We start from the raw sequence: 13,562 nt of genomic DNA, 5'->3' as shown, positions 1-13,562 counted from the left end.
GCCGGTGACGGCCCCGCGCCCGTAGCGATCGGCACGAGGGGGCGATCGGCACGAGGGGGCGATCGGCACGAGGGGGCGATCGGCGCGAGGGGCTGACTGCGCAGTGGCCGAGTGGCGGTGAGGTGGAACGGCGAGCCGGTGGTTCGCCCGGGTCGTGTCCGGCGGCCCCGACTTCGAGGGCGGCGCGTTCGGATCGTTCGACGTGGAATCGCGACGGCACTCGCCGCTCGAGCGACGCCGTGACCGGGCTCAGAAGGCCTCGACGGTCTCGATGTTCGCACCGGGGTCGTAGACGAGCGTCGGGTGCGCGAGGCCGTCCACTCCGAACGCGAAGCGTGGCGTGCCCACGGTCGCCGGTGCCGTTCGGACGAACGTAGCGATCCCGCGTGCGTCCGTGGTCGCGCGCAGACTCCCTCCGACGTCACCGAAGAAGTGTCCGGCCACGCGGGATCCCGCGACCGGCAGGCCCGCCGCATCGACGATCTGGACGCGTACGAACGCGACCAACTTGCCGCCCGCGAGGATCGCGTCGACCTCGATCGCAGCGACGTGAGCAGTGGTGGGAGCATCCTGTTCGAATCGGCCTTGGACGTCGAACACGCCTGCCACGTTCGAACCGTTGATCTGCTCGATGCCGTTCGTCGCATCCGCCGCAACGGCCGCGATGCTGAGGCGGTAGGTCCCGGCCGGAAGGTGGACGACGGTTCCGTCGAGGAGCTGGTCCACCCCCCCGAACGCGGTCGAGCGACCGAACAGGACGACGTCGGTCGCCGCGTCCACCACTTGCAGGTCGACCGTGGCCACTCCGGGGCGATCCTGTGGGAAGAAGCCGCCGAAGGCATCGGACGTCGAGAGGTCACCGGACAGGAACAACCGCCCGTCGTAGGTGAGATCGACCTTGAGTTCGAACAGGCTCGTCGCGAGGGAGAGGCCCGAGCCCTGGACGTACAACCCCGCCGCGGCCGCGCCGTAGGCGTCGAAGCTCGCACTCTGCACGTCGATGTCTCCGAACTGCTCGCTCGACGCGTACACCGACGACCCGAAGCTACCGGCTCCCGCATCCACGGCTTCGTCGATCGGACCGGCCACGATGCTCTGGAAGGACATGAAGTCGCCGACCGTGTCGAAGAAGACCGCGTCGACGAACTCCACGTCGGCCTGGATCACACGCGAGGGGTTGCTGATCGTCGGCGCGGACTGGGCGAGCGCCTGCGGTGCGAGGGCGGCGAGCAGGGCGAACGAGGCGAGAGTGGTGCGCATGGCAGGGTGGGCACGGTGAGGGTGGAGTCGACGGGTGAGGTGCGCGTGACGCTCGCGCCGACGGGGCCGTATCGCGTGGAGCTGCGGTCGATCGGAGCGCGGTGGCGGACGTGGACACCCTAGCCGTCGAACGCCGGGCGCGGGGTCAAGCCTCGATCAGGATCCGGACCACGCTGGATCGCGCCGGATCGCGCACGAACGCCGAGCGGCCGCCGCGACACAGGTCGCGGCGGCCGCTCGTCGTTCCGACCGATGGTCGCTCCGGCTGGATCAGGCCTCGGCCTTCACCGCCTTCACGGCTTCGGTCAGCGCCGGCACGATCTCGAACGCGTCGCCCACGATGCCGTAGTCGGCGACCTTGAAGATCGGCGCGTCGGCGTCCTTGTTGATCGCGACGATGACTTTCGAGGTCTTCATGCCGGCCAGGTGCTGGATCGCGCCCGAGATGCCGATCGCGATGTAGAGCTGCGGCGCGACCGTCTTGCCGGTCTGGCCGACCTGCTCGCCGTGCGGGCGCCAGCCCATGTCGACGACCGCGCGGCTCGCGCCGACGGCGGCGTCGCCGAACGCTGCGGCCAGGTCCTCGACGATCTTGAAGTTCTCGGCTTCGCCCAGGCCGCGACCGCCCGAGACGACGACGGCGGCCTCGCTCACGTCGAGCTTGTCGGCAGCCTTCGCGGCCACGTCCTTCAACACGGCCAGGAAGTCCGTGTTCGCGTCGGCGTGGACGATCTCGGCGTCGCCGCCGCCAGCGCCGGGCTGGAAGGTGTTGCGGCGCAGCGTGGCGCACAGCACCGGGCCTTCGGTGCGCATGTCGGCGAGCAGTTTGCCTGCCAGCCACGGGCGGCGCACGACCAGCGCGTCACCGCTCTTGTCGAGCGCGATGCAGTCGGAGAACAGGGTCGAGTCGAGCAGGGCGGCGACGCGCGGGGCGACGTCGCGCCCGCCGGACGTGGCGCCGACCAGGAAGGCCGTCGCGCCGTGTTCCTTCACGACGGCGGCCAGGTCCTTGGCCAGCGCGTCGGGCGAGGTGCCGGCGCCTTCGATGACGACGACCTTGTTCGCGCCGTGGGCGCCGAGGCCGGACGCGGCGTTCGCGGCGCCGTCGCCACAGATGGTGGCGACGACGGTGTCACAGACCGCGCGCGCGGCTCCGAGGGTCTCGAGCGAGGCGCGGCGCGGTGCGCCTCCGACCTGCTCGACGTGGACGACGATGGTGCTCATGGTTTCGGTTCGGTGTTCGGTTCGTGGATGGGGGCGACGGCTCAGAGCACCTTCGCTTCGTTGCGCAACGCGTCCATCAGAGCGGGGACGGCGGCGGCGCCCTCACCGATGATGCGACCCTCGGCGCGGGCCGGCGGCGGCGAGAGTTTCACGACTTGGGCCTGGTTGGCCTCGACCGTCACGTCGACCTCGTCGAGCGGCTTCTTCTTCGCGGCCATGATTCCCTTGAGTCCGGCGTAGCGCGGCTCGGCCAGACCCTTCTGGCAGGTGATGACCGCGGGCAGCGAGAACTCGTAGGTCTCGATGCCGGCTTCGCTCTCGCGCTTCGCGACACCCTTGCCATCGGCGACGTCGAGCTCGATCACGTCCGTGACGCAGGCCCAACCGAGCAGCGTGGCGACCATCGGTCCGACCGCTGCGTTGTCGCGGTCGGTGGCGACGCGACCGAACAGCGCCATGTCGGCGCCCTGTGCGGTGATCTGCGCGGCGAGCGCGACGGCGGTCGCACGCGCGTCGCGGGACTGCCACTCCTCGTCCTTCGCCAGCACGACGCGGTCGGCGCCCTTGGCCAGGCACTCGCGCATCTCCTTGCTGCCGTCGGTCGGGCCGAGGCTGACGACGATGACTTCACCGCCGACGGACTCCTTGATCTGCACGGCCTTCTCGACGGCGATCTCGTCGTAGAAGGACAGCATGTACTGGAGTCCGCTCTGGTCGAGGGACGTGCCGTCGCCGGACACGACGGGTTGGGCTTCCGTCGTCGGGACGCGCTTGACGCAGGCGACGATCTTCATGGGGGTCGGGGGCTGGGGGCCTGGGCGGGATTTGGGCGAAGCAGGATAGGTCCCCGCGGCCGCCGGGCTCAAGCGATGCGCGCCGGATCCGACCGTCCGCCGTGCCCCGCGTCGGGGGCGAGCGCTGCCCGCCGTCCGTGCTGCCCCGTGGCGCCCGCGCGGGCTCGCCCAGCGGAGCTCGCGTCAGACCTCGAAGGCGTGGCCGAGGTAGACCTCGCGCACCTTCGGGTCCTTGACCAGCTGGTCCGCCGTGCCTTCGCGCAGGATCGTGCCCTGGTGGATGATGTAGGCCCGGTCGGTCGAGTGCAGGGTCTCGCGCACGTTGTGGTCGGTGATCAGGACGCCGATGCCTCGCTCGCGCAGGCCCTCGACCAGGCGCTGGATCTCCTCCACGGCGATCGGGTCCACGCCCGCGAAGGGTTCGTCGAGCAGGAGGATCGCGGGATCGAGGGCCAGGGCGCGGCTGATCTCCAGACGGCGTCGCTCGCCACCGGAGAGGGTGTCGGCGAGGCTCTTCGACAGCCGCAGCAGGTCCATCTCCGTCAGGATCTGGTCCGCGCGCTCGTGCCGCTGCTTGCGCGACAGGGGCAGGGTCTCGAGCACGGCGAGAATGTTGTCGCGCACGCCGAGGCGCCGGAAGATGCTCGACTCCTGGGGCAGGTAGCCCATGCCGAGCCGCGCGCGCCGGAACATCGGCATCCGCGCGCACTCGTTGCCGCGCAGGAAGACCTGGCCCTCGTCGGGGCGCACCAGGCCGACGACCATGCGGAAGCTCGTGGTCTTGCCGGCGCCGTTCGGTCCGAGGAGGCCGACGATCTCGCCGGGACGGACGTTGAACGACACCCCGTCGACCACCCGGCGGCCGCGGTAGCTCTTCACCAGGCCGCGGGCCTCGAGCAGGAGGTCGCTCCCGGCGCCGGAAGCCACCGCGCGGGCCGAGGGGGCGAGGCCCGTCGAGACCCCGGTCGCGGGCGGGCCACCGCCCTCGTCCTGGTGGCTCGCGCCGTCCGTGCCTTCGGTCCCCATCGGCGGCAGGATAGCCGCCCCTCGGCCGGTGGCCTCCGCCCGGGGTCGCACGACCGGCGCCGGTCCCCGCGGCGGGCTGGGGAACGGACTGTGGATAACTCGTGGAGAGTCGCCGCCGCTGTGGAGACTTCAAGGGCGCTTGACACGGCGATCGCCGTTGCTCTACCTCGTCGCGCGCCGCCGGGCCGTCGGCGTGAGCGAGCGTGGGCGCTGTAAGCCGTTGGAGCGATTTGGTTTGCGTCTGTGGTTCGGCCGGGCGCCCGCCGGGGGGCGATGGACGGGGGCGCCGGCAGGGGGCCGAGGAGGCGTTCCACGCTCGGAATCGGCCTCCTGTGGAGAGTTCGAAGTCGGCGCGCGCCGAACCGGCCCCTGCGGAGGCCTGGATCGGCCGCTCTTGGGTCGCTGGACGGATGCTGTGGGTGGGCTGGCCCCCCCTTCCGAGGCGGCGGCCGGTCGGGCTCCCGTCGTCGGCCTAGTGGATCCACTCGAGCCGCACGATGCCGGCCAGGGGTCGGATCGGCCAGAAGACCGCGATCGCGCGGCCCGTGATCATGTCGCGGCTCACGAACGGCGCCGGCTCCTCGCCCAGGCCCGTGACCTCGACGAAGCCCTCGCGGACCGGGTCGGCGGCCGCGCGGCCCACGTCCTCGGCCAACCAGTGCCGCTGACCCCACTCGTCCACGAAGAACAACTCGTCGCGCGTCTCGAGCTCGATCGGGTTCTCGCCCTGGCGCTTGTTGCCGCGCAGTACGCCGCTGCGACCCTCGACCGTGTCGACCAGCGCGAAGCGCTCGAGCGTCCACTCCCGGCTGTCGCTCGAGTCCTGGGTGTTGTCGCCGAGCATCACGTAGCTCGCGTCGGGAATCGTCCACTCGTAGGTGCCGCGCGCGGTGTAGTAGACGTCGCGCCAGACCCGCGGCGCGGCGAGGCGTCCGGGACCGCTGAAGCGCACGCGGATGGCGGAGTTCTGGCTCGCGACCGCCGGCACGTCGAGCGTGAGGTCCAGCGCGTCCCCGAGCACGAGGCGCAGACGGTCGTCGAGGTTCTCGACCGCGAAGCGGGTGGGGGTGCCGGCCGTGAGGCGCCACGGTTCGCGCGCGCGTTCCGGCGCGGGGGCCACGAGCTGTGCGTCGCCCGGGAGGCCGCGCCCGCTCTCGGTCTCGACCTCGATCGACGGGCGCGCGTCGGCGGGCGCCGCCGGGCCCGGTACGCGGAAGCGGTACGTGCGCGGTCCTTCGCGCAGTTCGACCTCGATCTCGAAGGTGTTCGCCTCGGCCACCATGTCGCCCGCCACCTTCAGATCGCCGACCTTGTGCCGCTGGCGCAGGTTGGTGTTGCGCGGTCCGTCGGCGTCGCGCGTCGGAACGCGTTCGCGCACGGCCTCGAGGTAGCCGTCGAAGTAGCGATCGGTGATCGACTCGTCGCGGCGTCCGAACCGGAACACGCCGGAGTTGCTGGCGACCAGCGTGGATCCGTCGTTCGTGAGCGGTCCGGCCTCGGCCACCCACGGATCGTCGAGCGACTTCCAGTGCGTCTCCTGGACGTCGCCCGGGCGCCGCAGCACGGTCCACGGGTCGCCGTCGCCCGGCCGCACCCACAGGTCGCCGTTCTGCACGCGCAGCTGCTCGTTCGGCATGCCGACGATGCGCTTCACGTAGTTCTTCGAGCGGTCGAGCGGGAAGCGGAAGACAGCCACTTCGAAACGCTCGGGGTCGCGCACCGCGTAGGTGAACTTGTCCACCACGATGCGGTCCGAGATGCTGAACTCGGGCGTGTTCAGGCCCATCAGGGTCGGCTGCATCGACCCGGTCGGGATCTTGTAGGCCTCGAGCGCGAAGGCCTTGAGCAGCAGCGCCAGCACGATGGCCGCGGCGATCGCTTCGAGGTTGTCGCGCCAGTGGGTCTTGCGAGCGGCGAGCGGGTCGGACATCGGGTCGGAATGGCGAGGGGCCGAGGTCTCGGCGGAGCGCGATCGCGGCGTGGCGAGCCTTGGAGGCGGGGTGCCAGCGGGGTGCCGAGGCGCGGCAAGGTAGCCTCTCGTGCTGCGGGCTGCACCCTCGCGGGTGGTTCCGGACGCCGGCTCGGGGCCGCTGGAGCCGAGCATCGCCCGCGGGACCCGTCGATCGGCCGCGACGCGCCAAGTGCCCGTCGCTCTGCCCGTTCGGGTCCACCGACATCGGTCGCGTGGACACCGGTCGCGTCGACGTCGGGGTGCACGTCGGGACGCACGTCGGGACGCACGTCGGCGCGACGCCGCGAGCGATCGCGAGCGGCGTCGACCGTCGCTCGGAGGTCTCCGTGCGCGGTCGGCCCGCGTGGGCCGAGCCTTCGACGGACCGACCGTTCGCGCGCGATCGTCCACCGGGCGTCGTGCGCTTCGACCTCGGTCACGCGGGCTCGGTTCGAGAGCGTTCGAGCGGCTGCGGCGGTTCGTCGCGCCTGACGCTTTCGTCATCGCCGCACCTCGACACCGCTCAGCGAATGACGTCCTCGTCACAGGCGCGCATGGATGCAGACGCCTAGTTTCGTATGTGGCCTCGAGCCACTACCCGAACCACGGATCATCCGATGCGTACCCCGATCAAGAACCACGCTCTCGTTCGACTCTCCTCCCTGCTCGTGCTCGCCGCGGCGTTCGTGTCGCCGGCCCGGGCCGACGAGGTCTTCTCCCGGCCGCCGAGTCCGACCGGTGGTGTCAACGCGTCCGCCTGGACCACGCCCGACGGTTCGGACTCGGACATGTACGCCTGGGAGGACTTCACCCTCACCGAGACGCAGACGATCACCGAAGTCCGCTGGACCGGTGGCTACTCGTTGGGCGGCATCTACGGCAAGGCGACCGACTTCCGCATCTCGTTCTTCGACTCCACGTCCAACGGCTTCTATCCGATCATCACCGGGCTGCCCGAGCACGAGAGTCAGGAGACGGTCATCGCGACGTTCCACACGAACAGCAACGCGCAGGAGACGCCCATGGGGGGCGGCGGCGGAGTCACGATGTACTCCTACCGCTTCGTCCTGCCGCAGCCGGTGACGCTCCAGGGCGGCGTGAAGTACTGGTTCCGCGTGGTCGCCGGCCAGCCCGGCTATCCCGACTGGGGCTGGGGGACCAGCGACCCCGGCGCGCACTTCAAGTTCAATCAGGGCGCGGCCATGTTCCAGAGCTGGCCGAACAACCTCTCGTTCTCGCTGCACGCGAAGTGGGCGAACCTGGGGAACGGACTCGCAGGCCCGACCAGCGAACCCCTGCTGAAAGGCACCGGTCCGCTGACGCCGGGCACCTTCTCGGCGCTGCGTGTCACGAACGCCGAGCCGCTCATGCCGGCCTGGATCGTGGCGGGTGGAAGCGAAGTGAACCTGCCGATCGCGGGTGGACTGCTGATCCCCGATCCGCAGATCGTCGTGAGCGTGGGGACCGACGCGACGGGCGCGATCGTGCTCCCGTTCAAGTTGGACGCGTCGACTCCGCCAGGCTTCCGCATCGTGGCGCAGGCCTGGGTGCTCGATCCGAGTGCCCCCGAGTGGTTGACCGCGACGAACGGGCTCTCGGGCGTCTACTGACCGATCGCGAACCGAGGCTCTCCTCGACGAGCAGCGCCCCGCCGGTCCTGGACCGGCGGGGCGCTGCTGTGTCTGCTGAGCGTGCCTCGTTCGCGCGACCTACTCGTCGCCGCCGAGCACGGCCAGGAAGGCCTTCTGCGGGATGTCGACGTTGCCGACGGCGCGCATGCGGCGCTTGCCCTTCTTCTGCTTCTCGAGCAGCTTGCGCTTGCGGGTGATGTCGCCGCCGTAGCACTTCGCCGTGACGTCCTTGCGCAGCGCGCGGATCGTCTCGCGCGCGATGATCTTGCCCCCGACCGCGGCCTGGATCGGGATCTCGAACATGTGGCGCGGGATCTCCTTGCGCAGGCGCTTGATGGCGCCGCGACCGCGCGTGTCGGCCTGGGTCGAGTGGACGATCGAGCTCAGGGCGTCGACGTCGGTGCCGTTGACCAGCACGCGCAGCTTGACCAGGTCGTCGGCGCGGAACTCGCGCAGTTCGTAGTTCATGGTCCCGAACCCGCGCGTGCCCGACTTCAGCTTGTCGTAGAAGTCGTAGATCAGCTCGGCCATCGGGATGTCGTACTCGAGCTGGACGCGCGTCGTCGAGACGTGGTCCTGGCGGATGTACTGCGCGCGGTGCTCGGCCGCGATCTGCATCACCGCGCCGATGTACTCGACGGGGACCATGATCGTCACGCGCGCGATCGGCTCGAGGATCTCCTCGAACTTGTCCGGGTTCGGCAGCTGGCCGGGCGAGTGGATCTCGCGCTCCTCGCCGCCGACCATGATGATCTTGTAGGTGACCGTCGGCGCGGTCTGGATCAGGTCGAGGTCGTGTTCGCGCTCGAGCCGCTGCTGGACGATCTCCATGTGCAGCAGGCCGAGGAAGCCGCAGCGGAAACCGAAGCCCAAGGCGTCCGACGTGACCGGTTGGAAGTCGAGCGAACTGTCCGACAGCACCAGCGTCTCGAGCGCTTCGCGCAGCTGCTCGAAGTCGCCGTTGTTCGTGGGGTAGAAGTCGGCGTAGACCATGTGCTGCGCCGGACGGTAGCCGGGCAGCATCTTCGGCTTCTCGCGCTTGTGGTGCGTGATCGTGTCACCCACGCGCACGTCGCCGAGCATCTTGATGTTCGAGATGAAGTAGCCGACCTCGCCCGCCGCGAGCTTCTTCGTGCGCTTCATCTTCGGCGAGAACTGGCCCAGTTCGATCGCCTCGAAGACCTTGCCCGTCCCGAGCATCTCGATCGTCTCGCCCTCTTCGAGCGTGCCGTCCACGATCCTCAGGTAGACGATGATGCCGCGGTACTCGTCGTACACGGCGTCGAAGATCAGCGCGCGCAAGAGGCCCTTCGGATCGCCCGACGGGGCCGGGATGCGCTCGATGATGCGGTCGAGCACCGCGGGCACGCCGACGCCGGTCTTGGCCGAGATCGCCAGCGCGTCCGAAGCGTCGATGCCGAGGCTGTTCTCGATCTCCTCGGCGATCTCGTCCGGGCGCGCGTGCGGGAGGTCGATCTTGTTCAGGACCGTGACGATCTCGAGGTTGGCCTCGATCGCCAGGTACGAGTTCGCGACGGTCTGCGCCTCGACGCCCTGGGACGCGTCCACGAGCAGCACCGCGCCCTCGCAGGCCTGCAGGCTCTTCTCGACCTCGTAGTTGAAGTCGACGTGTCCGGGCGTGTCGATCAGGTTGATCTGGTAGCGCTGACCGTCCTTCTCGTGGAAGACGGTGACGGCGCGCGCCTTGATCGTGATCCCGCGCTCGCGCTCGAGCTCCATGTCGTCGAGGAGCTGGGCCTTCATGTCGCGCTTGAGCACGGATCCGGTGACCTCGAGGATGCGATCCGCGAGCGTCGACTTGCCGTGGTCGATGTGCGCGATGATCGAGAAGTTGCGAATGAAGCGGGGTTCCACGGGGCGTCGTCCTTCGAAAGGGCCGAGCAGTCTATCCGCCGGACCGCTCCGCGCGCGCCGTCGGAGCGCGGTTCCCGCTGGGTCGAATCGCCGGCGCACTCTCCGACCCGCAGGGACCGGGGCCGGTGAGGGGGTGCCGGTGAGCGGGGGCCGGGCCGTGCAGCTGCGTGCGGCGCGTCGCGGCCCGAGGCTTCAGGCGTGCTCGGCGAACACGTCGGGCAGGCGCTCGACCAGGGCGCGCAGGGCCCGCCCGCGGTGGCTGACCGCGCCCTTCACCTCGGGCCCCAGGTCCGCGAAGCTCCGGCCGGTGCCCGGGTGGTCGGGCACCTCGGGGTCGTCGAGGGCGAACAACGGGTCGTACCCGAAGCCGCCGACGCCGCTCGCCGCCGTGAGGATGCGACCGCCGACCCGACCGCGGGTGGTCGCGACGACCGTTCCGTCGGGGCGCGCCAGGGCCACGGCGCACTCGAAGGCGGCCGTGCGCCGAGCGGGATCCGGCGCCACCTCGGCCAGTCGCTCGAGCAGCAGCGCGTTGTTGGCCGCGTCGTTCCCGTGCTCACCGGCGAAGCGCGCCGAGAAGACCCCGGGCGCGCCGTGAAGAGCGTCGACCACGAGCCCCGAGTCGTCGGCCAGGCACCAGCGACCGCAGGCAAGGGCGCCGCTCGCCGCCTTCTTGCGCGCATTGCCCTCGAAGTCCGGCGCGTCCTCGTCCACGTCGGGCAGGCCGCCCACGTCCGACGGCGCGAGGGTGCGCACGCCGAGCGGCTCGAGCAGCGCGCGGATCTCGAAGAGCTTCTTCGCGTTGCCGCTGGCGACGACGAGTTCGACGGGGGCGGTCACGGCAGGAGCGGTGGGGGCTCAGTCGGCCAGCGCCGCCTTCTGGGCCGCGAAGATCTGGGCCAGGCCTTCGTCGCCGACGGCCAGCATGGATTCGAGCACGTCGCGCGAGAACGTCATGCCCTCGCCGCCGCCGCCGACCTCCACGTACTCGCCGTCGCTGTTCTTGACCAGGTTCATGTCGACGCCCGCGCCCGAGTCCTCCACGTAGTCCAGGTCGCACAGGACTTGGCCGTCGACGAGCCCGACCGAGACGGCGGCCAGTTGGCTCCGCAGCGGCCACTCGCGCAGGAGGCGCTTGTCGTCCATCTGCTTGAACAGGTCGCACAGGGCCACCCAGGCGCCGCTGATCGACGCGGTGCGCGTGCCGCCGTCGGCCTGGATCACGTCGCAGTCGACCCACACCGTGCGCTCGCCGATGACCGACAGGTCGACGACGCTGCGCAGCGCGCGACCGATCAGGCGCTGGATCTCGACCGAGCGGCCGTCGACCTTGCCGCCGCGGTCGCGCTGCTTGCGACCGCGCGAGACGGACGACGGCAGCATCGAGTACTCGGCCGTCATCCAGCCCTGACGCTTGCCCTGCAGGAACGGCGGGACTCCGTCGATCGCGACGGCGGTGCACAGAACGCGCGTGTCGCCGAAGGAAGCCAGCACGGAGCCGGCGGCGTTGGTGAAGTTGCGCTGGAAGCTCAGGGGGCGAACTTCGTGGGCGGCGCGGTCGAAGGAGCGCGGCATGGTCGTGGCGTCGGTCGGGGACGGGGGTGGCGGGCGATTCGGGGCGACGAGTATACGGAGCCAGAGCTTCGGTACGGCGTCAGGCACGAAAGTGCCACCGGCCGCCCATGTCGCTGCGAATCGCAGCGACATGGGCGGCCGGTGGCACTTTCGTGCCTGACGCCGTACCGAAGCTCTTCACGCGGGATCGAGCGCGCGCACGTGTTCGAGCGGGATCCGCAGCGGCCCCGTGTCGAGCACCAGCTCGAGCCCGTCGAAGGCCAGCGCGCGCAGCGTTCCCGTGTGGCCCCGCTCGCTCGGGGCTCCGTCGGTCCGGGCCGGCGTGCCCTCCGAGTTCGAGGCGCGTCCGCACGCCGCGCGCACGACGACGCGCGTGCCCAGAAGTCCCGTCGCCGCGGCGAAGTCGTCGACCATGCCGTCCACGCGATCGGGATCGAGGGCCGCGTCGAGGCGCGCGGCCAGCGGGGGCAGAAGGGCCTCGAGCACGAGCTCCGGCTCGGTCGCCACGCCTTCGTGCGCGAGGCTCGTCACGGCCCGTTCGTCGGTCAGCTCGCGCGGGAAGGCCGCCGAGCCCACGTTCAGACCGATGCCGACCACCAGCGCCGTGCGTCCGTTCGACGGCAGCGCCTCGATCAGCACGCCGGCGAGCTTGGCGCCGTCCACCACCAGGTCGTTCGGCCAGTCGAGCCGCGCCGTGCGCAGGCCGAGCGCGCGCACCGCGTCGAGCACCGCCAGCCCCGCCGCCATGGTCGCCGCCGCGCCGTTCGGCCGCGCGCCCGTGAACCACACGAGCGTCGCGTACAGCCCCGCGTTCGGTCGCGAGTGCCACGGCCGTCCCAGCCGTCCGCGACCCGCGGTCTGCTCGCGCGCCGTGTGGACCTCGGCGTGCTGGGCCGTGCCGGCGCGGACGCGGCGCGCGGCTTCGTTCGAGGTGGAGTCGACGACGTCGTGGCGATGGACGTGGAACACGTCTCGTATCATGCGCCGATGCCGAGCGAGTCCCAAGCGAGCCGTGGGGCCGACGCTCCGCGCAGCGCGTCCGGCGGCCCGACCAGCGGCGCGACCAGTGGCCCGACCAGTGGCGCGACCAGTGGCGCGTCCGGCGGCCCGACCAGTGGCCCGACCAGTGGTGCGACCGGCGCCGGGCGAAGTGCGCGCGCGCGCGGACGCGGACGCTGGCGCCGCCGCCTCGGGGCTCTGTTCCTCGGCCTCGGTCTGCCGCTCCTCGCCCTCGAGATCGGCGTGCGCGTCGTCCACGGCAACCCCGTCCAGCAGCGCACGCCGCTGCAGTTGGTCGAGGCCGACGCGGCCACCGGTTGGCGGATGGTGCCGAGTCGCGACTTCTTCACCTACGCGGCGCCGGTCTCGGTCAACGCGCTCGGACTGCGCGGACCCGAGGTTCGGCCGCGCGCCGAGGGCGAGCTGCGTGTCGTGGCGCTCGGCGACTCGATGGTCTTCGGCTCCGGCGTGCGCGACGACGAGACGCTGCCCGCGCGACTCGAACTCGAGCTCGAGCAACGCCTCGGTCGCCCGGTGACCGTGATCAACACCGGGCACATGGCCTACTCCACGAACCAGGAGCTGCGCCTGCTGTTCGAGCTGGGCCAAGAGCTCGACCCGGACCTCGTCGTGCTCTTCTGGTTCTTCAACGACGTGGACGAGGTGCCGATCGAGGCGCGCTACGCGGAACTGCTCGCTTCCGGCCCGCAGACGTTCGAGACGCGCAACGCGTTCACCGGTTGGCCGGCCTGGAAGTGGCGGCTGCGGGAGTTCGCGCGCCACAGTGCGATCGTCGCGTACCTGCGCTGGCAGGGCGAGAACGGCCAGCGCGGCAACTGGAGCACCGAGCAGGTCGACGCAGGCTTCGAGAGTCTCGACGCCTGGGCCGCGAACTTCGCCCACACGCGCGCGGTCCTCGGCGCCGAACCGCTGGCCGTCGTGCTGCCGTTCGCCGCGGCGCTCGCGGACGACGAACGCGCGCGCGCCCACCGCAGCCACGCGATGGAGAGACGCGCCGCCGAGATCTTCGCGTCCCACGGCATCCCGACCTTCTCGACGCGCCCCGCGCTCGAGGGCCTGACCGTCGAACTGGGCCGCGCTCCGCACCTGCCGTACGACTACCACTACGACGCGACCGGCAACGCCGAGCAGGCGCGCGCCGTGGCGAGGTGGATGGACGAGGTGGTCGGGGTGGAGTGAGGGGGGGCGCGCAGGCGCTCGGGGTTC

The 13,562-nt window shown here is 71.0% G+C and carries 11 protein-coding genes; 2 read left to right on the top strand and 9 right to left on the bottom strand.

Features of this window, described 5'->3' with window-relative positions:
- Window positions 1-249: 249 nt before the first annotated feature.
- The 5 genes from Pla163_RS16150 to lepB form a co-directional block, all read right to left on the bottom strand.
- Window positions 250-1,260, bottom strand: coding sequence for a hypothetical protein (locus Pla163_RS16150; RefSeq protein WP_145190898.1), 1,011 nt, complete (start codon window positions 1,258-1,260; stop codon window positions 250-252).
- A 270-nt stretch (window positions 1,261-1,530) separates the two neighbouring features.
- Window positions 1,531-2,484 carry an electron transfer flavoprotein subunit alpha/FixB family protein gene (locus Pla163_RS16145; RefSeq protein ID WP_145190895.1) on the bottom strand — a complete coding sequence of 318 codons (954 nt, stop codon included), beginning with the start codon at window positions 2,482-2,484 and terminating at the stop codon, window positions 1,531-1,533.
- 41 nt (window positions 2,485-2,525) lie between these two features.
- Window positions 2,526-3,278 (bottom strand): electron transfer flavoprotein subunit beta/FixA family protein, encoded by a 753-nt coding sequence (locus tag Pla163_RS16140; protein ID WP_145190892.1) that lies wholly within the window; start codon window positions 3,276-3,278, stop codon window positions 2,526-2,528.
- A gap of 183 nt (window positions 3,279-3,461) precedes the next feature.
- A complete protein-coding gene (gene lptB / locus Pla163_RS16135; protein ID WP_145190889.1) occupies window positions 3,462-4,304 on the bottom strand; it encodes an LPS export ABC transporter ATP-binding protein in 843 nt (280 codons plus the stop codon).
- 472 nt (window positions 4,305-4,776) lie between these two features.
- Window positions 4,777-6,234, bottom strand: a complete 1,458-nt coding sequence (gene lepB / locus Pla163_RS16130) for a signal peptidase I (protein WP_419186038.1) — start codon at window positions 6,232-6,234, stop codon at window positions 4,777-4,779.
- A 638-nt stretch (window positions 6,235-6,872) separates the two neighbouring features.
- Between lepB and Pla163_RS16125 the strand changes: the two genes are divergently transcribed.
- Entirely contained in the window at window positions 6,873-7,865 is a 993-nt protein-coding gene (locus tag Pla163_RS16125; RefSeq protein ID WP_145190884.1) for a DUF7901 domain-containing protein, read from the top strand.
- A 99-nt stretch (window positions 7,866-7,964) separates the two neighbouring features.
- Here the strand turns inward: Pla163_RS16125 and lepA are convergent, their stop codons facing one another.
- The 4 genes from lepA to Pla163_RS16105 all read right to left on the bottom strand — a co-directional run bounded on the left by lepA (window position 7,965) and on the right by Pla163_RS16105 (window position 12,305).
- Window positions 7,965-9,761: a translation elongation factor 4 gene (gene lepA / locus Pla163_RS16120; RefSeq protein WP_145190881.1), complete on the bottom strand. Its 1,797-nt coding sequence runs from the start codon at window positions 9,759-9,761 to the stop codon at window positions 7,965-7,967.
- A 192-nt stretch (window positions 9,762-9,953) separates the two neighbouring features.
- On the bottom strand, window positions 9,954-10,601 hold the full coding sequence (locus Pla163_RS16115; RefSeq protein ID WP_145190877.1) for a non-canonical purine NTP pyrophosphatase: 648 nt from the start codon (window positions 10,599-10,601) through the stop codon (window positions 9,954-9,956).
- 18 nt (window positions 10,602-10,619) lie between these two features.
- On the bottom strand, window positions 10,620-11,336 hold the full coding sequence (gene rph, locus Pla163_RS16110; RefSeq protein ID WP_145190875.1) for a ribonuclease PH: 717 nt from the start codon (window positions 11,334-11,336) through the stop codon (window positions 10,620-10,622).
- Window positions 11,337-11,513: 177 nt separating this feature from the next.
- Window positions 11,514-12,305 (bottom strand): biotin--[acetyl-CoA-carboxylase] ligase, encoded by a 792-nt coding sequence (locus Pla163_RS16105; protein WP_419186037.1) that lies wholly within the window; start codon window positions 12,303-12,305, stop codon window positions 11,514-11,516.
- An 18-nt stretch (window positions 12,306-12,323) separates the two neighbouring features.
- On the opposite strand from Pla163_RS16105, the gene Pla163_RS16100 reads away from it, so the two are divergent.
- On the top strand, window positions 12,324-13,535 hold the full coding sequence (locus Pla163_RS16100) for an SGNH/GDSL hydrolase family protein (RefSeq protein WP_145190869.1): 1,212 nt from the start codon (window positions 12,324-12,326) through the stop codon (window positions 13,533-13,535).
- Window positions 13,536-13,562 lie beyond the last annotated feature (27 nt).

The organism is Rohdeia mirabilis (assembly GCA_007750655.1).
Lineage (GTDB): Bacteria > Planctomycetota > UBA1135 > UBA1135.
Note: the sequence above shows the minus strand (reverse complement) of the source record. Positions and strands in the feature narration are given on the sequence as shown.